17 protein-coding genes and 2 pseudogenes are annotated in these 17,695 nt (G+C 70.5%); 8 read left to right on the top strand and 11 right to left on the bottom strand.

Annotated elements, in window-relative coordinates; translation table 11 throughout:
• Positions 1-74 precede the first annotated feature (74 nt).
• On the top strand, positions 75-869 hold the full coding sequence (locus OHA84_RS02465; protein ID WP_266974148.1) for a class I SAM-dependent methyltransferase: 795 nt from the start codon (positions 75-77) through the stop codon (positions 867-869).
• Between the two features lie 285 nt (positions 870-1,154).
• A complete protein-coding gene (locus tag OHA84_RS02470; RefSeq protein ID WP_053675861.1) occupies positions 1,155-1,430 on the top strand; it encodes a hypothetical protein in 276 nt (91 codons plus the stop codon).
• 341 nt (positions 1,431-1,771) lie between these two features.
• Here the strand turns inward: OHA84_RS02470 and OHA84_RS02475 are convergent, their stop codons facing one another.
• The 5 genes and pseudogenes from OHA84_RS02475 to OHA84_RS02495 form a co-directional block, all read right to left on the bottom strand.
• Complete coding sequence (locus OHA84_RS02475) at positions 1,772-2,671, bottom strand: hypothetical protein (protein WP_266973729.1); 900 nt, start codon at positions 2,669-2,671, stop codon at positions 1,772-1,774.
• Positions 2,668-3,681 (bottom strand): SPFH domain-containing protein, encoded by a 1,014-nt coding sequence (locus OHA84_RS02480; RefSeq protein WP_266973727.1) that lies wholly within the window; start codon positions 3,679-3,681, stop codon positions 2,668-2,670. Before OHA84_RS02480 ends, OHA84_RS02475 begins: the two co-directional genes overlap by 4 nt.
• Before the next feature lie 276 nt (positions 3,682-3,957).
• Positions 3,958-5,664 (bottom strand): ABC transporter ATP-binding protein, encoded by a 1,707-nt coding sequence (locus OHA84_RS02485; protein ID WP_266973725.1) that lies wholly within the window; start codon positions 5,662-5,664, stop codon positions 3,958-3,960.
• Positions 5,651-7,552: an ABC transporter ATP-binding protein gene (locus OHA84_RS02490; protein WP_266973723.1), complete on the bottom strand. Its 1,902-nt coding sequence runs from the start codon at positions 7,550-7,552 to the stop codon at positions 5,651-5,653. The genes OHA84_RS02485 and OHA84_RS02490 overlap by 14 nt, the downstream gene beginning before the upstream one ends.
• A gap of 2 nt (positions 7,553-7,554) precedes the next feature.
• A pseudogene (locus OHA84_RS02495) lies at positions 7,555-7,827 on the bottom strand (iron-siderophore ABC transporter substrate-binding protein); the annotation flags it as partial.
• 1 nt (position 7,828) lies between these two features.
• Here OHA84_RS02495 and OHA84_RS02500 point away from each other — a divergent pair.
• Both OHA84_RS02500 and OHA84_RS02505 read left to right on the top strand, forming a co-directional pair.
• A pseudogene (locus tag OHA84_RS02500) lies at positions 7,829-8,134 on the top strand (cytochrome P450); the annotation flags it as partial.
• 14 nt (positions 8,135-8,148) lie between these two features.
• Positions 8,149-8,607 (top strand): helix-turn-helix transcriptional regulator, encoded by a 459-nt coding sequence (locus tag OHA84_RS02505; RefSeq protein WP_266973721.1) that lies wholly within the window; start codon positions 8,149-8,151, stop codon positions 8,605-8,607.
• A 353-nt stretch (positions 8,608-8,960) separates the two neighbouring features.
• On the opposite strand, the gene OHA84_RS02510 is transcribed toward OHA84_RS02505, so the two are convergent.
• Both OHA84_RS02510 and OHA84_RS02515 read right to left on the bottom strand, forming a co-directional pair.
• Entirely contained in the window at positions 8,961-9,620 is a 660-nt protein-coding gene (locus tag OHA84_RS02510; RefSeq protein ID WP_053683826.1) for an MSMEG_1061 family FMN-dependent PPOX-type flavoprotein, read from the bottom strand.
• A 273-nt stretch (positions 9,621-9,893) separates the two neighbouring features.
• Positions 9,894-10,391, bottom strand: a complete 498-nt coding sequence (locus tag OHA84_RS02515) for a hypothetical protein (protein WP_266973720.1) — start codon at positions 10,389-10,391, stop codon at positions 9,894-9,896.
• 213 nt (positions 10,392-10,604) lie between these two features.
• On the opposite strand from OHA84_RS02515, the gene OHA84_RS02520 reads away from it, so the two are divergent.
• Positions 10,605-11,186: a DsbA family protein gene (locus OHA84_RS02520; protein ID WP_371591571.1), complete on the top strand. Its 582-nt coding sequence runs from the start codon at positions 10,605-10,607 to the stop codon at positions 11,184-11,186.
• A 385-nt stretch (positions 11,187-11,571) separates the two neighbouring features.
• Here the strand turns inward: OHA84_RS02520 and OHA84_RS02525 are convergent, their stop codons facing one another.
• Positions 11,572-12,168, bottom strand: a complete 597-nt coding sequence (locus tag OHA84_RS02525) for an NADPH-dependent F420 reductase (protein WP_266973718.1) — start codon at positions 12,166-12,168, stop codon at positions 11,572-11,574.
• An 83-nt stretch (positions 12,169-12,251) separates the two neighbouring features.
• Positions 12,252-13,070 carry an inositol monophosphatase family protein gene (locus OHA84_RS02530; RefSeq protein WP_266973717.1) on the bottom strand — a complete coding sequence of 273 codons (819 nt, stop codon included), beginning with the start codon at positions 13,068-13,070 and terminating at the stop codon, positions 12,252-12,254.
• A 128-nt stretch (positions 13,071-13,198) separates the two neighbouring features.
• On the opposite strand from OHA84_RS02530, the gene OHA84_RS02535 reads away from it, so the two are divergent.
• Positions 13,199-14,104, top strand: a complete 906-nt coding sequence (locus OHA84_RS02535) for a LysR family transcriptional regulator (protein WP_266973715.1) — start codon at positions 13,199-13,201, stop codon at positions 14,102-14,104.
• A gap of 186 nt (positions 14,105-14,290) precedes the next feature.
• On the opposite strand, the gene OHA84_RS02540 is transcribed toward OHA84_RS02535, so the two are convergent.
• Positions 14,291-14,791 (bottom strand): CGNR zinc finger domain-containing protein, encoded by a 501-nt coding sequence (locus OHA84_RS02540; RefSeq protein WP_266973713.1) that lies wholly within the window; start codon positions 14,789-14,791, stop codon positions 14,291-14,293.
• Between the two features lie 81 nt (positions 14,792-14,872).
• On the opposite strand from OHA84_RS02540, the gene OHA84_RS02545 reads away from it, so the two are divergent.
• Positions 14,873-15,751 carry an alpha/beta hydrolase gene (locus tag OHA84_RS02545; RefSeq protein ID WP_323181956.1) on the top strand — a complete coding sequence of 293 codons (879 nt, stop codon included), beginning with the start codon at positions 14,873-14,875 and terminating at the stop codon, positions 15,749-15,751.
• Between the two features lie 26 nt (positions 15,752-15,777).
• Here OHA84_RS02545 and OHA84_RS02550 read toward each other — a convergent pair whose 3' ends face one another.
• Complete coding sequence (locus OHA84_RS02550) at positions 15,778-16,788, bottom strand: NADP-dependent oxidoreductase (RefSeq protein WP_266973711.1); 1,011 nt, start codon at positions 16,786-16,788, stop codon at positions 15,778-15,780.
• Between the two features lie 110 nt (positions 16,789-16,898).
• Here OHA84_RS02550 and OHA84_RS02555 point away from each other — a divergent pair, with 110 nt between their 5' ends.
• Entirely contained in the window at positions 16,899-17,477 is a 579-nt protein-coding gene (locus tag OHA84_RS02555) for a TetR/AcrR family transcriptional regulator (RefSeq protein ID WP_053683811.1), read from the top strand.
• The last annotated feature ends 218 nt before the right edge of the window (positions 17,478-17,695 follow it).

Consider the following 17,695-nt stretch of genomic DNA (forward strand, 5'->3'; position numbering starts at 1 on the left):
CGGGGGTCTCTCGGGACGGCGTTACCGTGGCGAACGTGACGGGAAGCGATGCCGACCGACGGTGGTCCGAGTCCATGCCGGCGGCCTATGAGCAGTACCTGGTGCCGGTGCTCTTCCAGCCCTTCGCCACGGACCTGGCCGCCCGAGTAGCGGCACTCCACCCTCGGAGGATCCTCGAACTGGCCGCGGGCACCGGTGCTTTGACGTCACATCTCCTCGCGACAGCGCCGTCGGGCGAGGTGACGGCCACCGACCTGAACGAGGCCATGATCGCCCTCGGTTCGGCCCGGGCCCCGGGCGCGGTGTGGCAACAGGCCGACGCGCAGCGGCTGCCGTTCCCGGACGGAGGCTTCGACCTGGTGGTCTGCCAATTCGGCGTGATGTTCTTCCCCGACAGGGTCGCGGCCTTCACCGAGGCTCGTCGGGTGCTGGCCCCGGGCGGCCGGTTCCTGTTCAACACCTGGGGCCCGCTCAGCACACACGCCTTCGGCTCCGCGGTGCAGGCCGGGCTGGAGCGGGCCTTTCCGGCCGACCCACCGCGGTTCCTCCCAACGGTCCCGCACGGCTACTGCGACCCCGCCGTCGTGGCCGCTGACCTCGCGGCCGCCGGGTTCGCCGTCGAGGAGGAGCAGGAACTGACGTTGGAGGGCCGGGCCGCGTCGGCCGCGGACCTTGCCACCGGGTTCCTCACCGGGACGCCGGTGCGCGCGGCCGTCGAGGAGCGCGGAGACGGGCCGGCCGTCCTGGCCACCGTCGTCGGAGAGATGACGGCCCGTCTGGGCACAGGGCCGGTTTCCGCCCCGATGACGGCGTACGTCTTCCGCGCCGTGGCCTCGGCACTCGATGCGCCCGTGTCGAGGAGGACATGAGCCGACCTTGGCGGGGCACGTCGCACGGGCGCGCTCCGTGCTCACCGGGTGCCGTTCGAGCGGCGTTGCCGCTTCGCCGCGTATCCGGAGCATGACCTCGCCGGCCGTCGACGACTTCTAAGGCCCTCCACCACGGGGCCTGGACTTCCGCGCGGGGCGCCCTGGGCGCCCCGCGACCCCGGGCCCTCGGGTGCGGGCGGCGGGGGGCTGGTCTAGCGTCGAAGGGGGAAGAATGGACCGGCCCCGCCGGGCCGGTACCCGAGCCCCGGAGAGCAGGTGCGTCGCATGCGCGCGTCGACCCGTACCGCAGGCGTCCTCGCCGGTCTGACCCTCACACTCGGCGGCGCGGCCATGGCCGCCCACGCCGCACCCGCGGACATCCCGGCTTGTACGAAGACTGCCGAGAGAACGGGCGTCCAAGTCACCGACGCCGTCACGGCCGCCTGCACCCGTGGCGTGTCGGGAGACCTACAAGGGTGCGTGAACGGGCTCGCCTCCGCCGGTGTCCCCGGCGGCGCCGCAAACGGCGCATGCCGCGAGGCGGCCCACGAGCCGCGCTAGACCGCACTCTCGGATCACCTCGCGGACCAGCTGAAGGCGACTGCGCGGTGGAATGGCAAGGTGGAGTCCGGAAAGGTGCAGTCCGGCAAGGTCGATGCCGCACCGGAGGCCTGGCCCGGGGAGTCGAGGAACGCGTCGAGCCGCTTCCGGGCGCATCTCGTCGCGGAGCGCCCGGAAGCGGCTCGGCGGCGCCATGAAACCGGCTCTCGCCGGCGCCGCATCGGGTTCGTGATCACGACCCCGGGGACCGGACGCACCTGAGCGGGCACGGTTGCCGCAGAGCCCGTGGCGCGTCGTCCTCCCGTGGGTCCGCGGTGGCGACGGCCCGTCGGGCGGTGCGCTCACGTCACCAGGTGCAGTGACGTTCCCGCGATGCCCAGTCGTATGCTCTGGCCCCAGGTCAGCTCCAGGGCGTCGCTCTCCATCCCGTCGCCGAAGACCACCATCCGGTCCGATTCCACGGTCAGCCGCAGCTTCTGCCCCCGCCCCAGTTCACCGGCGACTTTCGTCGTTCCGGTCGTGGGAGAGGGCCAGGCCTCGCGTACGAACCACAGGAGCCGCGGGTCGCACGGTGCGGGCAGCCCCGCGCGGCTGCCGCGCTCCAGCCACACGGAGCGCAGCCAGCCGGTGGCGCCCGTGCCGGTGCCCACCAGCACCCCGGAGGATGCCTGGGCCTCGCCCGGGCCCATCTCGCCGTCGGAGCCCAGGCGGTAGCGGGCCGTCTGGTGACCTGGCGAGCCCAGGTAGATCTCGTTCAGCGCGAGAAGGCGCTGGGTGTCGTCGGCGACGGCCTCGACCATGGTCAGCTCCTCTGCCCCGCCCCCGGCGGCGGTCGCCGCACGCAGCAGGGCTGCCGCGTCGGCGCAGCGGTGACGGACCAGGACCCCCGGGTTGCGCCCCGGGTCGGTGTCGATGCCCACCACCGGCTGTCCGCGCAGATACTTCGCGGTGTTGGCGACCAGGCCGTCCTGGCCGACCACGACCACCACGTCCTCCGGGGCGAACAGGAAGCGGTCCAGGTCGGCCCGCTCCACCCGGGAGTTGCGCCAGGTGAGCGGTACTGCGGCCGCCACCTCCCGCAGCGCCTGCCGCGTGCGGTCGTGGCGGCGGACCACCTCGTCGATGGACCGGCCCCGGCTGGAAAGGAAGAACGCGGCCTGCCCGTGCGTCCCGTGCCGGGCGAGCAACTCCTCGTACTCGGTCCTGCGGTGCACGAGCACCGCCCGCGGGGCCAGACTCACGCGCCCGTGCCGCCTTCCGGACGTCCGAGCCTGGTGAGGAGCCCGGTGAGAACGTCGGGAGAGAGCGTGATGCTCTCTATTCGCGGCAGGTTCTCCGCAAGCCGGGTCGCCGCCAGGGCGTGCAGCGTGCCCGTGTCGGCTTCGTCGTGCACGCGCAGCCAGGCTGCCTGGACCTCGGCGCGCGCGGCTCCCGTCTCGCGGGCCGCCTCGGCGTCCGCGCGGGCCAGGGTGACCTTGCGGGCCGCCTCGGTCTCGGTTTGGATGCCGTCCGCGGCCGCCTTCTCCTCGGCCTCGCGGCGGGTGTTGGTGCCGCGTTGGTCGATCAGTTGCTCCTCGCGTCGTGCCAGTTCGATCTGGCTCGCCAGCTCGTTCTCGGCGATGGCGCGTTCACGCTCGACGGCGACGGCACGCCGTTCATAGGTGGCCCGGTCCGCCTCCTGCTGGATCTGCTCGCGGGCCGGGGTGCGCAGGGCGCGCTCCACGTCGGCCTCGGGGCGGATCGCCACGACCCGCACGGCCACCACGTCGATGCCGGTGGCCGGGAGCCTGGGCTCGTCGGCGAGACCGGTGGCGACCCGTTCCCGCACGGAGGCGACGCCGTCCACCAAGGCGACGGCCAGCGGGGTGCGGGCCAGTACGTCCAGCGCGTGCTGCTGCGCGGTCTCGGTGAGGAGAGTGGCGATCTGCTCCAAGGGCGCGCCGCGCCAGCTCCCGGTGTCCGGGTCGACGGAGAAGTCGAGTCGGTCCGCGGCCTCGGCCGGGTCGCTGATCCGGTAGGTGACGGTGGCCTGCACCGCGACGTCCTGGAAGTCGGAGGTACGGGCGTGGAACGCCATGGCCAGTTCCCGGTCGTCGACCGGGACTTCGGAAAGCGCCGCCGACAGCGACCGGTACCAGAAACTGAGCCCCCGCCCGTCGTGGACGAGTCGGCCGCGCTTGTGGTGGCGGATGTGGGTGGTGGGCGCGGAGCGCAGATGACGCCAGCCGAAGCGCCGGGTGATGTCGGCCATGGCTAACCCCCTTCATTTCGTCAGTGCGACGATAACGAGGTGGGCGCATATCGTCAAGGGGACGAGAAGAGGGCATCCGAGGCGCCGACCCAACGGCAACGTGGGTCCCGGGCGGGGCCGGCCACAGTCGGCAAGCGGAGCCCGGCCCGGCGAGCCGAGTTCGAGTGTCGGTCGCCGGGTCGCCGGGTCGCCGGGTCGCCGAATGGCCCGATAACCCGGCTCACCGAGTCACCGGGTCACCGAGTCACCGGGTCACCGGGTCACCGGGTCACCGGGTCACCGGGTCACCGCCAGGGAGTACGTCGCGTCGGTGGCCAGCAGGTCGCGGTGGGTGCCTTCGGCCGTGACGACTCCGTCGTCCAGGACGAGCACCCTGTCGGCGACGTCCAGCAGGGCCGGGCTGCTGGTGATGACGACGGTGGTACGGCCCCGGCGCAGCTCCGCGATGTTGCGTGCGACGAGCTGCTCGGTCACCGCGTCCACTGCCGTCGTCGGGTCCCGCAGGACGAGCACGTCGGAGTCGGCGGCCAGGGCACGGGCCAGCGACAGCCGCTGGCGCTGCCCTCCCGAGAGGTTCGAACCGCGGTCACGGACCTCGTGGTCGAGCCCCTGCCGGTGCTGGGCGACGACGTCGGTCAGCATGGACGCCTCCACGGCTTCGGACACCGTCCGGCTGGTGCCGGAGGGGTCGATGTTCGTGCGGAGGGTTCCCGCGAAGATCTCCCCGTCGTACGGGTTCACCAGGATGTGCTCTCGGACCGCCTCGACCGACAGATCCGCGAGGTCCTGTCCGCCGAGCCGCACCGCTCCCTCGTACTCGGAGGGCGCCACGTTCACGGCCAGGATCGAAGCGAGTTCGGCCGCCGTCCGTGGCTGGTAGGCCGTGATGGCCGTGAACTCGCCCGCCGGAATGCGGAACTTCAGCCCCTGGAGGGACTCGTACCGGACGCAGTCGACCTCCAGGTCCCCGCCGGGGGCCGGACGCGCCGTCCCGGAGTCCGCGACCTGCGGGGCGGACAGGACGAGGGCCATCCGCTCCGCCGAAGCGCGCGCCATCATCACGTACTTCGGCATGTCCGAGAACAGCCGCAGCGGCTCCATGATGAACTGTGCCAGGCCCACGGCCATGACCAGCGCGCCGATGCCGATCTGCCCGTCGAAGGCCAGCCAACCGGCCGTCAGGGTCACCGCGGTCGCGAGGGTCGCGTTCAGGCCCAGGGCGGTGCCCGCGTAGACGCCGTTCACCCGGGCGACGGTGATCGCCTGCTGCTTCGCCTCCGTGCTGACCTTCCGGTAGGAGCGGTAGGCCGCGTGGTTGCCACCGAAACCGTGCAGCGGGCGCAGGCCCGTGATCAGGTCGGCGACCTTCGCGCCCGCCCGCGCCACCCGGGCCTGTTGTTCCTTGGTGCTGCTGCCGATCCGCTTGGACAGCACGCTGAGGGTCGACAGGATGGCGACCGCTCCGATCATGACCAGCAGGCCGAGGCGCAGGTCTGCCAGCCCCAGCGCGACCGCCGCGATCAGCACCGAGACCATGGAGCTGATCAGCATCGGCACGACCTCGACGATGTCGGCGGTCTGGTCGGCGTCCTCGGTGGCGATGGTGAGTACCTCACCGGACTTGAGGTCGATGTCCCGGGCCACCGGCTGGAGGCCGCAGGCCGCGACCCGCACCCTCCAGCGGTGGGCCTCGGTCGTGTTGGCCTTCTGCAGGACGCGCATTCCGAACCGCCACGACAGCGAGACGGTCGTGATGATCACGGCGAGGGCCGCGATCGACACGGCGAGCGCACCGAGGCTCCGGTCCTCCTCCATGGCGTGCTCGGTGATCAGGCCGAGCGCGATCGGGAAGGCGGTCTCGCCGGCCTGGTACAGGCTCATGAGGACGGTGCCCCGGACCATGGCACCGGCGTTGCGGCGGATGGCGGTGCGGAGGATGTCGTATCCCGCGCGGCGGGAACTCTGGACGTCAGCAGTTGTCATCAGGGTGGCGGGCAATCGCTTCGATGGTTCGCGGGGCGAGTGGATCATGGATGGTCATCGCGGGGCCGAAGGTCGGCCGGCGCAGGTTCGGGTGTACCTGACCGCCGTCTCGCCAGGCCTGCCAGAGGCGCGCGTAGCGGCCGCCCAGGGCCACCAACTCCTCATGCGTTCCCTGCTCCACGATGCGTCCGGCGTCCAGCACGGCGATCCGGTCGGCCGCCACCGCCTGGGTCAGCCGGTGCGCGACGAACAGCGTGGTCCGTCCGGAGCAGGCGGCCAGTACGGCCCGTTCCAGCTCGGCGGCGCCCTCGCTGCCCGCCTCCGCGGTCGACTCGTCGAGCACCACCACGGGCGTCCGGCTCAACACCAGCCGCGCCAGGGCGATCTGGGCGACCTTGGTGCCGTCCAGCCGCGCACCGCCCTCGCCGACGTCGGTGTACAGCCCCTCGGGCAGCGCCTCGACCCACTCGTCGGCGCCCACGGTACGCAGTGCGGCCAGCAGTTCGGGATCGGTGGCCTTAGGTGCGGCCAGCCGCAGGTCGTGGGCGAGCGGCCCGGAGAACACGTGCGTCTCCTGGGTCAGGATGCTCACCAGCGCCCTCGCCCCGGCCTCGTCCAGATCGGCGAGATCGGTCGAACCGACGTGCACCGACCCGGCTTGCGGGGTGCCGATACCGGCGATGAGCGCGGCCAGGGTGGTCTTGCCCGCTCCCGTCGCACCGACCAGGGCCAGCGAGCCGCCCGCCGGGATCGTCAGGCTGACGTCCCGCAGGACCGGTTCCTCGGCGTCGGGGTACCCGAAGGTCAGCCCCCGCACCGTGACCGGGTACGACGCGTCGTCCGCGCGCACGGCGGTGGAGTCGCCCACCAGCCGCCGTTCCTCCGAGGACTCCGCCAGCACGCCGACGAGCCGGGTCAGGCTCGCGCCGGACTTCTGGGCCTCGTCGAAGGTGAACATGATCGCGCCCAGCGGGGTGAACAGGCGGTGGAACACCAGCGGAGCGGCCGACACCTCGCCGAGCGTGGCGGATCCGGTCTCCAGCAGGACGTAGCCCACCACGAGGATCAGGGTCAGGCCGACGAACTCCGCCCGGTTCTCGCGGCCGACGAACCGGCCGAAGAGGTGGAACACCTCGATTCCGAGGTCCCGTACCCGCCGCGAGTCGTCGGAGACCTTCTCGCGGAAGGCCCCTTCCAGGCGGTGCGCGCGTACCGTCTCGATGCCGTTCAGGCCGCTGATCAGGGCTTGCGCCCGGTCGGCCTGGGCGATCCGTTGCTTGCGGTAGAGCGGGGCGGAGCGGGGGAGGTACCAGCGCAGGGCCAGGGCGTAGGCCGGCAGCGCACAGGCACCCGCCAGGCCGAGCCGCCAGTCGAGCCCGAACATGCCGACCGTGGCGATGGCCACCAGCACTCCCGCGGAGAACACGGTGGGGATGGCCGAACGGATGCCCTTGGACAGGACGGCGACGTCGTCGCCGACCCGGGAGAGCACGTCACCGCGGCCCACCTGCTCGACCCGGGCGCTGGGCATGCCCAGTACGGCCCGGACGGCGCCTTCGCGCAGGTGCGCGAGCAGGTCGGCGCCGAGCCGCCCGATCAGGTAGGCCGACACCGCGGTGGCCGCCGCACCGAGCAGCGCGGCGGCCACCATCCACACCCCGATCGTGACCAGGACCGAACGTGGTTCGCCCCCGACCACTCCGTCGACCACCCGGCCGAGCAGCAGCACGGGAAGCATCTGGAGAGCCGCCCCGGCCACCGTGCTGAGTACGGCGGCGGACGTCAGCCAGGGCATCGTGCGGCAGTTGGCCGCCAGCCATCGGGCCGCTTCACGTCCGGTCGTCGTACGCAGGGTGGCCGGGGCGACCCGAGTCCGCGTGGTGCTCACACCTAGCCGACCGACTTGACAAGCTCGTCGATCGCGAAGGGCAGGGAGGGGAGGGTGGCCTGCGACATGGCCGCACCGGCCGCCGGGCCCTCGCTGTCGAGGAGGTAGGACACCTTGTTGGCCTTGGTGACCTTCAGGTTGGCGAAGAGGTCGAACTTCTTCAGCGCGTCCGTGTCGGCCTTGTCGTTGATGACGAAGACGCGGTCGACGTCGACGAGGTCCATGCGCTCCGGGGAGAGCGCGGTGGAGAAGCCGGTGCCCGCGATCTTGTCGATCGAGGCGATCCTTGCCTCCTACGCCGCCGCCAACCGTCATCCCGGATGGCACGACGACGCCGACACGTTCGACATCCGCCGCCCCACCCAGGGCCACCTCGCCTTCGGCCACGGCATCCACTTCTGCCTCGGCGCGCCGCTCGCCCGTCTGGAGGTCGCGACCGGCCTGCGGATGCTGTTCGACCGCTTCCCCCAGCTCGAACTCGCCGTCCCGGCCGCCCGGCTGAAGCCGCTCGGCTCCCTGATCAGCAACGGCCACCAGCAGCTCCCCGTCCGGCTTCGCCCCACCGCAGTGACCACCAACTGACCAGGACCAGCCCGATGACCACCACAGCCCCCGTCAAACCCCTCACCCCCGCCCAGAAACGGATCGCCGAGCACTTGGTCCAGGGCCTGTCCAACAACGAGATCGCCACCAAGGAACACCTGTCTCTCGACACGGTGAGCTCTCACATCCGCGGCATGCGCCAGAGCCTTCATTGCCCGCCCCGCGCCTCCCGCCCGGTCCTCGTGCACACCCTTCTCCTGCACAGGCAGGTGACCACGCCGCAGTTCCCACCGCAGCGCCCGACCTTCCAGCCGAGCGAGGTCGAGCAGCTGTTGCTGAAGGCCATCGCCGAGCACTCCGCACCGGCCGACATCGCCCGCGCCGCCAAGATCGCCCCCAGCGACGTCAAGGCCCGTACGCAGGACCTCGTGCGCGCGGCAGGGGTCATCGACTCCACGCGGCTCATGAGCCTGGGCCATGCCCTGGGCTTCCTCGGCGTCTTCGACTGCTGACGGGCCTGACGGATTCTGTCCGGGAGGATCGGCGGGCATGTCGGCACGGCTTCGGGTGCCATGCCGGGCCCATGGGGCGAAGGCTTCGGTGAGACGCGTGGTGTGGCCGTCGTCCTGTCCATCAGTCCGACGGTGACGCCGAACGGATGGCTCGTGGCCCCGGCTCCGTGTGTCCGGCACCCGTCGCTCGGAGGTGGGTTCACCGCGGCCTGGGTGGGCGGCACCGACTCGCCGTCGGGCCGCGCGGGGCACCTGGATCCGTCGATCGCAGTGGGGTGGTCCAGTTCGACGGCGGTGAAGAACTCCATACGTGTTCGGGGCCTCGGATGCCGCGGGGGGGTGGTCGGTTCCGGTTACTCGTACCGATACTTCAGCGAGTCCGCCTCCGCCTGCTCGATGTCGGCGATCGTCAACTCCGGCATCCGCAGTTGGGCCAGTGTCACCTCGGCAGAGGCCGGTTGGGCGTCCGCCGGCAGCCACTCCTGCGGCTTCCAGGCCGCGCTGCGCAGCAGCGACTTGGGGCAGTGCGGGTAGACCTCCTCGATCCCCACCACCAGCGCGCTGGCCGGTGGCTTGCCCACGGCGGTCAGCTGCGACAGCAGCTCTGGGCGGGTGGAGACGCAGGCCCGGCCGTTCACCCTGAGCGTCGTGGTGCGCCCGGGGATGACGAACAGCAGCCCGGCCCGTCCGGTGGCGATGACGTTGTGCAGGGTGTCCAGACGCTTGTTGCCTGTCGCGTCGGGTATCGCCACCGTCCGTGCGTCCAGGACCGCGACGAACCCTGCGGGGCCGCCGCGCGGGGAGACATCGCAGTTGCCCTCGGCGTCCGCGCTGGCGATCAGAACCAGCGATGAGCAGCCGATCAACCGCCTTGTCTGCTCGGTGAGTTCCGTCATCTGCTTGCGCACGGCCGCGCCGCTGGGGGGATCGTAGACCCGGCGCAACGCCTCCCGGTCGGTCACTGCGTCGAGTCGGAGCGCGTCAAAGGCACTGCTGGTATGAGGCGTTGTCATACTTCCGACCCTAACGGGCCGACCTGCGGCCGAGGACGTCGAGGGCTGCGGCCCGGACTCCGCCGACCTGTTCGAAGGCCGCCGATGCCGCGCAGGTCGGGCAGCGGGTTGTGGACGGTGGCACACTGCCCCGGCTGTCAAGGGGGCGCCGCCCGGCCCGACCGGCGTCCCCTGGCGGCAGGATCGTGGAGGGCCACCGGCCCACCAGATGCAAGAACGGGACGGTTCAGCTCCCTGCCTGCGCCGTGGATCGCCCGTCGCGGGGCCCGATCGCTACGAAGGTTGTTCGTGGCCGAGCCGGTTGTGCGCAAGAGCCCGGGCCTCGGCTGTGACCTCGGCGTCGAGCTCGGCCAACGTCCTGTCCCCGTATTCGATGATGTCGTACTCGTCATCAAGCTCCACGAGACGCTCGGCCGTCGAAAGTTGGTGACCGAACAGCTGGTGGACACGCGAGGCAAGTTCTCGTGGTGTCAGCTCGCCCGCCGACAGTTGGTGCGCGAGTGCCCGCACGGCGGCCTCTCGCCCGGCCTCGCTGCCGCGCGGGTAGTACACGAGGTCCAACTCATCGAGTACGGCGGGAAGCAGGTGCGGCACCTCGTTCTCCGCCTCGGCGCGGGTGTATCCGGCCAGAATGCGAAGGGTCGGGCTGTCGAGTCCGGCAACGAGTGCCGCGCAGGCAACCTCGACGACATCGTGCGCGCGAGCCTCGCCCATGCTCCAGAGAGCGGCGAGATCCTGCAGGTCATCGGCTGCCGCTTCTGTTGGCGACACCCCCACATGATCCCCTGCACGCGATGGTCCCGTCGAACTCATTTCGACCCGGCGTCGATCTGACAGACGGTCCCTTCCACAGACCGCCGCCCACGCCCCTCACTCGGACCGGTTGCCCCGTGCCGGGAGGGCCGCCCCGACGCCGAGCCCGCTCCAAAGGCATACGCGAACGCCTCCGAACTGCCGGAGGCACTGTCGACGGACGGCACGACGATCATGGTGGGGGACCCGAACGCCAAGATGGTCGTCCGGCTCTACGAGGACCCGCGCTGCCCGGTTGTCGCGGACTTCGAGTCGAGTGGCGCCAAGGCGATCCGCACTCACACCATCCAGAGGCAGACGCGGACGGAGTACGTATTCGCTTCGTTCAAGGACGACCGCCTCGGTGGTGACGGCTCCCAGCGCGCGGTCAACGCCCTGCGGGCGGCTCTCGACGCGCAGAAGTTCACCGAGTACCACGCCGTGCTGATGGCAGACCAGGAAGAGGCGGAGGCGTCCGACGGCTACACCACGCAGCGCCTGCTGAGCCTTGCGGACGAGGTGCCGGGTCTGCGGAGCGAGGCGTTCGACACCGCGGTGTCGACGATGAAGTACAGCGATTTCGTGACCGCTTCGCTGACGGCGTACCGGCAGACCGGGGAGGATCCGATCGGACCGGGCACACCCTCCGTCGCCATCAACACCACGATGCTCACCGGTGAACTCTACGATGACCTCTTCGACGAGGAAGTCCTGACGGGTGTGCTGACCGCGGTCGAAAGGGCCCCCGAGGCCTTGCGGAATCGCAGGGTCTAGGGGACGCGGCTCCGCCGACCGTCAGGTCGGCGGGGAGGGTCCGGGTGAGTCCCACCCTGACGCGAAGGCCTCCAACGGGCCTTCTTTTCTCCGCGTTCGCGGCCTGGGTGACCCGGTGTCGCGGGTCTACGGAGGTGCCCGGAGCCGGGCGGGGCAGAGCGGGGCCCGCGTGTGCTGCTTGCCCTGGCTGGACGTCCTGTCGCGGCCGGTGCTGCCGGCCCGCGCCGGCCCGCGCCGGCCACGTCCCCGTCCGCTCGGTGCGAAGGCTGACGGCCCCCGGGCAACGGGCCCGGGGTCGCCGTCCGACAGTGAATCTCCGGCTCGGGCCGCGCTGCGGTATTCGCTCCGGATGCGGGCCCGCCGGGAGTGGTGCGCTGTATGCGGATCAGCGGGCGATCGAGATCGCGAAGGGCGCGAAGCCGCTGGTTCGGATCACGTGCGGTACGAACAGTATCGCGGCCTCCGTGGCGCGGGCGGTCTGGATGCCGCCGAGGTCGGTGATCCACTCCTCGCGCCAGCCGAGGTCGCCGAGCAGTCCACGGACCACCTCTTTGGCCTGCGGGTCCTCACCGGAGAGGAAGACGTCGGGCGCCCGCGTGAGCATGGCCGGCGCGGTCATCACCGGGAAGAGCATGGTGTTCAGCGTCTTGACCACACGCGTTTCGGGAAGCGCCACCTGAAGTTGCTCGGCCAGACTTGAGCCGGGATAGATCAAGCCGGCGGGCAGTCCGTCCGGTCCGTCGACGGTCGCGTTGGAGACGTCGACGAGAATCCTGTCCCGCAGTTCCTCGCGCAGGGCCGCGAGCCGCTCCAGTGAACCCGCGCCCGGAGTGGCGTTGATGACGATCCGAGCCGCCCGGACAGCGGCGGCGGCGGCGCCCGCCGCGCGGCCCGCCACGCTCACCTCATGCCCGGCCCGACTGAGGGCCGTGGCCAGGGTGCCGCCGACACGGCCGTTTCCGAGTACTGCGATCGTGGTCATGATGTTCTGGTCCTCACCTGGGTACGGAGCATCGATCGTGGAATGTGGTGCGTGGTGCGTGGTGCGTGGAGTGTGGTGCGCGGTCAGCGTGAAAGCGTGGCGGCGGCCTGGGCGTGGACGCCGGGAGCGGCCGCGAGGAAGCTGTCGCTCCGCGGGGTCCAGGGCCGGCCCTCGGCGTCGGAGATCCGCCCGCCCGCCTCGGTGACGAGCAGGGCCCCGGGCAACAGATCCGCGCGGGCCCCGGCGAACTGCCAGAACGCGTCGATCCGGCCGGCGGCCACATTCACCAGATGCAGGGTCGCGGGCACGGAGGTACGAACGACGAGCGCGTCGAAGAGCATCGCCGTGATCGAGGAACCGACGCGCCGCACGACCTCCTCGTCCTCCTCCGGCCGGGCCTGGCTGGTGGCCACGACACTCAGGCCGAGGTCCGCGGCCGGGGACACACGCAGCGGACGGCCATCGAGGTGGGCACCCGCACCCAACAGCGCCGTATAGGTCTCCCCCGTCAACGGCAAGTGCACCACCGTGAGCACCGGCTGATTCTCACGCACCAGGGTCGCGGTCACCGCCCAGTCCGGCAAGGCGTGCAAGTGATTGACATTGCCCTCGGCCGGATCCACCACCCACCACTCACCCGACGGCAACGCCCCACCATCCAACTCGTCCTCCACCCAACCGGCAGCGGGGCGCAGCTCCGTCAGACGCGGACGCAGAATGTCGAGAGCCGCATCGTCATTGGCGGCGAGCGCGCGCATCAGCTCCTCGCGGGTCTGGTGTCCGACCACCTCGCCGAAGCGTTCACGCAACACCGAACCGGCCTCCCGCACGGCAATCACGGTCTGCTCGAGCAGGTAGGCATCGGAAGCAGCGACCTCGGCGGTCTCAAGCGATTCGGACATGGTGGTACTCCCATTGTGAGAAGGGGTGTTGAGGCTGGTCGGGCGTTCCGTCCTGCGCTCTTGTCTCGAAGGTATAGAGCCCCTTGATTAACTTCAAATGCATGTAAAGCACGGCTAGGATTACTCCCATGCAATTGGATTTGAATCTGCTCGCCGCACTCGACGCGCTGTTGGAAGAGGGAAGCGTGGCCGGGGCGGCCGCGCGCCTGCATGTCACCGCCCCGGCGATGAGCCGGAGTCTGGGCCGAATCCGGCGCACGACCGGGGATCAGATCCTCGTGCGCACCGGGCGCACGATGACCCCGACTCCGTATGCCATCGCCGTCCGGCAACAGGTGCACGAGCTGCTGCACCAGGTCCAGGGGGTGCTCGCACCGAGCCGTGAACTCGATCTGGCAACGTTGGAGCGCGCCTTCACACTCCGTTGGCACGATTCCCTGGTCGCCATGAGCGGCCCCGCACTCCTCGCGGCCGTACGCGGACAGGCACCGGGCGTGCGCTTGCGCTTCGTGGCCGAATCGAGCATCGACACACCCGAGTTGCGGCGCGGGGAGGTCGACTTGGAGGCCAACGCCAACCGCCCGAGCGCACCGGACATCCGCGCCGAGAAGGTGGGCGAGACCCGCCTCGTCGTCGTCGTGAGGCAGGGGCACCCCCTCACCCGCGTCAGGACCGTCACCGTGCAGCAGTACGCCGCCGCCGAGCACCTCACCGTCTCGCGTCGTGGAAACCTCGGCAATGCCCTCGACGACGCCCTCGCTCGGCTCAACCTCACCCGCCGCGTGGTGGCGACCGCGCCGACGGAGGCGGCGGCGTTGGAGTTCGCGCGCGGCTCCGATCTCCTGGTCAGCGTCCCCGAGGCCACCACGCGTTCCGCGGTCGCCGATCTCGGCTTGGCCGTGCTCCCGCTCCCGCTCGAACTTCCCTCGGCACCGATATATCTGTCATGGCATCAGCGCTACGACACCGACCACGCCCACGCCTGGCTGCGCGGGTTGGCGCGGGCCGCGCTGGCCGACCGCGGAACCTCATAGAAGTCGTCCGGCCGCCTCACCGGCACATCCACGCGGTCGCCGTGACGCCTCACGGCCGACCGCTGTGCGGATCCGCATCGGGCCGCCGGACCCCGTGTCCGACAGCCGACTCGGTACGGTGCGGAAGAGTCACACCGAGAGGCCGTGTGACGCCGGTGGTGGCCGCAGTACGGTCCGCGCGGGCGATCACTCCGCGAAGCGCCTCTTGCGCGCGTGGGTTCGCGCCTTCACCCGGTTGCCACAGACCGCCATGGAGCACCACCGGGCGGTCCCGGGTCGGCTGTGATCGACGAGAAACAAGTTGCACTCCTCGTTCGCGCAGGCCCGCAGCCGTCCCGGCAGTTCCGTGGTGAGGCGCGACCACGCGAGTACGACACGGACCACAACCTCCTCATCAGGCGCTGTCTCCAGTTGCCAGGACACGCCCGCGGGCGAGACGGCAGGACGAAGTCGCGCCCCGTCGAGCGCGGAGGCAAGACTGCCGACATCGGCGGACGTCCCCCGAATCAGCAGGTGCAGCGCGTCACGTACACGGCGCAGGCGGTCGCGTTCCTCTTTCGCGCCACTCCCCCCGAGCGCTCGCAGCCAGTCCGCCGCCCCCGGCTCGTTCAGGGCGTCCGTGGGCAGCCCGTCGACCACCGGCGCGCTGTTGAGAACGGCGAGGAGCAGTTCCTCATCCTCGACCACGACTCACTCTCCTTGACACGCCATGCCCTTCTGAGCATGATCAGCATAGCCTAACCGTTTAACTCACTTTAAGGGGTTACTATGGTTGCTGTTCATCACCGGACCATGGACGTGGACGGCTTGACCGTCTTCTACCGGGAGGCAGGCCCCTCGGACGCCCCCGTCCTCCTGCTACTGCACGGCTATCCGACGAGTTCCCACATGTTCCGACACCTGATCCCGGCGCTGGCCGGCCACTACCGGGTGATCGCCCCCGACCACATCGGCTTCGGCCGCTCATCGGCGCCCGACGTGACGGACTTCCCCTACACCTTCGACGCCCTCGCCGAAGTCACCCGCGGCTTCCTGACCGGCCTCGGCGTACACCGCTACGCGATCTACGTACAGGACTACGGCGCACCCATCGGCTGGCGACTCGCGCTGGCGGCCCCGGAAGCGGTCCTCGCCGTCATCTCGCAGAACGGAAACGCCTATGAGGAAGGGTTCGTGCCGGCCTTCTGGGAACCCATCTGGGCCTACGGTGCGCACCGCAGCCCGGAGAACGAAGCACGGCTGCGGCCCGCCCTGGGCCGGGAAGCCGTCGAGTGGCAGTACACCCACGGCGTACTCGACCCCAACCTGATCGATCCCGACGCCTGGGAGCACGACCTGACCCTGCTCGCCCGACCGGGCGTCGACCGCGCCCAACTCGCCCTGTTCGGCGACTACTCCAGCAACCGTGCCCTCTACCCGGCGGTGCACGACTGGCTGCGGTCGAGCCGTGTCCCCGTTCTCGCGATCTGGGGCCGCAACGACGAGATCTTCGCGCCGGCCGGCGCGGAGGCGTTTCGCCGCGACGCTCCAAGCGCGGAGATCCACCTGCTCGATGGTGGTCACTTCCTCCTGGAGAGCCACCTCGACGCTGTCGCCGCGGCCATCATCCGATTCCGCCCGCGCGTGCTCGGTACACCAGCCGGCTGATGACGCAACAGGTCCACGGCTCGTCCTCAGGCAACCGTGAGTACGATCTTTCCTTGGATGTGCCCTCGGGCGGCGCGCTCGTGCGCCGCCCGGGCATCCGCGAGGGCGAACGTGCTGTCGATCGCGACGTGGACCGTGCCCACGTCGAGCAGACGGCCCAGTTCGGCGAGTTGCGCGGCGTTCGAGCGGACCTGGGCACTGGAGACGGTGACACCCAGTTTCGCGGTCTGCTCTTGGTCGAAGTCCCCGGGGAACACGGGGAACTGGGCGCCGCCGCGCTTGAGGGTGCGCAGGAAGCGTTTGCTGTCCGGGCCGCCGACCGTGTCGAGAACGAGATCGATGTCGTGCACGAGTTCCTCGGGACGACTCTTGGTGTAGTCGATGAACCGGTCGGCGCCGAGCTTGTTCAGGAACGATTCGTGCGCGCCCGATGCCACCGCGATGACACGTGCGCCCCTCCACTTCGCCAGCTGGAGGGCGAAGTGGCCCACGCCGCCCGCGGCACCGTTAACGAGTACCGTCGTGTCGGCATCGATCACCGTCGGTCGATGCCGTGATTCCTGGAAGGGCGAGGGATGATCATGTCCGAGCTCGATCAGGAACTGCCACGCGGTGAGCCCGGCCATGGGCGCCCCGGCCGCGTGTACGTGGTCGACGCCGGCGGGCTTGCGTGCGAGGTCCGACGCGGGCGCCGCCACGTACTCGGCGTACGTGCTGCCGTCGAAGCCGGGAAAGCGCAGCAGGCCGAAGACTTCATCGCCTACGGCGAGGTCGTCCACGTCCGCGGCGATGGCCTCGATGACGCCCGACACGTCCGTCCCCGGAATCACCGGCAGGGTGACCGTCGATTCCGCCTTCCCGGGCATCCTGGTCAGTCCGTTGCGCAGGTACCAGTCAGGTGGATTGACGCCGGCCGCGTGAACGCGGACGAGCACCTCGCCCGGCCCCGGCTTGGGAATCGGCACCTCGTCGTATCGCAGAACCTCCGGGCCACCGTGCTCGTGGATCCGGATGGCCCTCATCGTTCGGGTCGACATCGTCTTCTCCTGCCGTGCTACGGGATACGCTTATTCGGATCAGTGGTCCACATAAGTGGACCACTGATCCGAATATATGGACCACTGATCCGGATAGTCAAGAGGGGCAGATGCGCGCCGACGCCAGGAAGAACCGCGACCACCTGCTCGCAGTAGCGGGCACCGCCATCACCGAGCACGGCGTCGACATGTCGCTGCGCGACATCGCACGCAGGGCCGACGTCGGACTGGCGACGCTGCTGCGGCACTTCCCGACGCGTGAGGCACTGCTCGATGCCCTGCTCCGCACGAGCTTCGACAAACTGACGGCAGAGGCGGGCGAGCTTGAGACGTCGAGCTCGCCTGAAGACGCTCTCGTTGCGTGGCTGCGCGACTGCGTCGCGTGGACAACCGAGTTTCGGGGCGTCACCGATCTGATGGCAGCCGCCATCGAGGACCCCGAATCCGCACTCCACGCTTCGTGCGTCACCCTGCGGGCAGCCGGTGCGCGACTCCTCACCCGCGCCCAGGCCGCAGGCACGGCGCGGAGCGACGTCGATGGCGCCGACTTGTTCGCGCTGGTGGCCATGCTCGCCTGGCTCGGCGATCAACCCTCACTCGCGCCACGCTCCGACCGACTCTTCGAGGTTGTCGCGAGCGCGATTCTGACGAGCGCGGACAGCGACCGAACGCCGCACTCAGGGCGATGACCGACGCGGCCGCACGCGGACCGGCGGCCGCGGCCGCACGCGCGTCACGGGCGGGTTCGGCACCGCGAGGGGGCGAGCACTTGGCGGGTCGGCTGCCGAGCCGTTCGCCGGAGGCGGGAGGGTGTGCCGCTCCACCGGGTTCAGGACTCGACGGACAAGCCGCGCGGAGCCGCGAGACACTGTCGGCCTGTGGAGGCGGGCCATCGCGGTCGGCTCGC

Origin of the sequence: Streptomyces sp. NBC_00513 (assembly GCF_041431415.1) — a bacterium.
GTDB lineage: Bacteria > Actinomycetota > Actinomycetes > Streptomycetales > Streptomycetaceae > Streptomyces.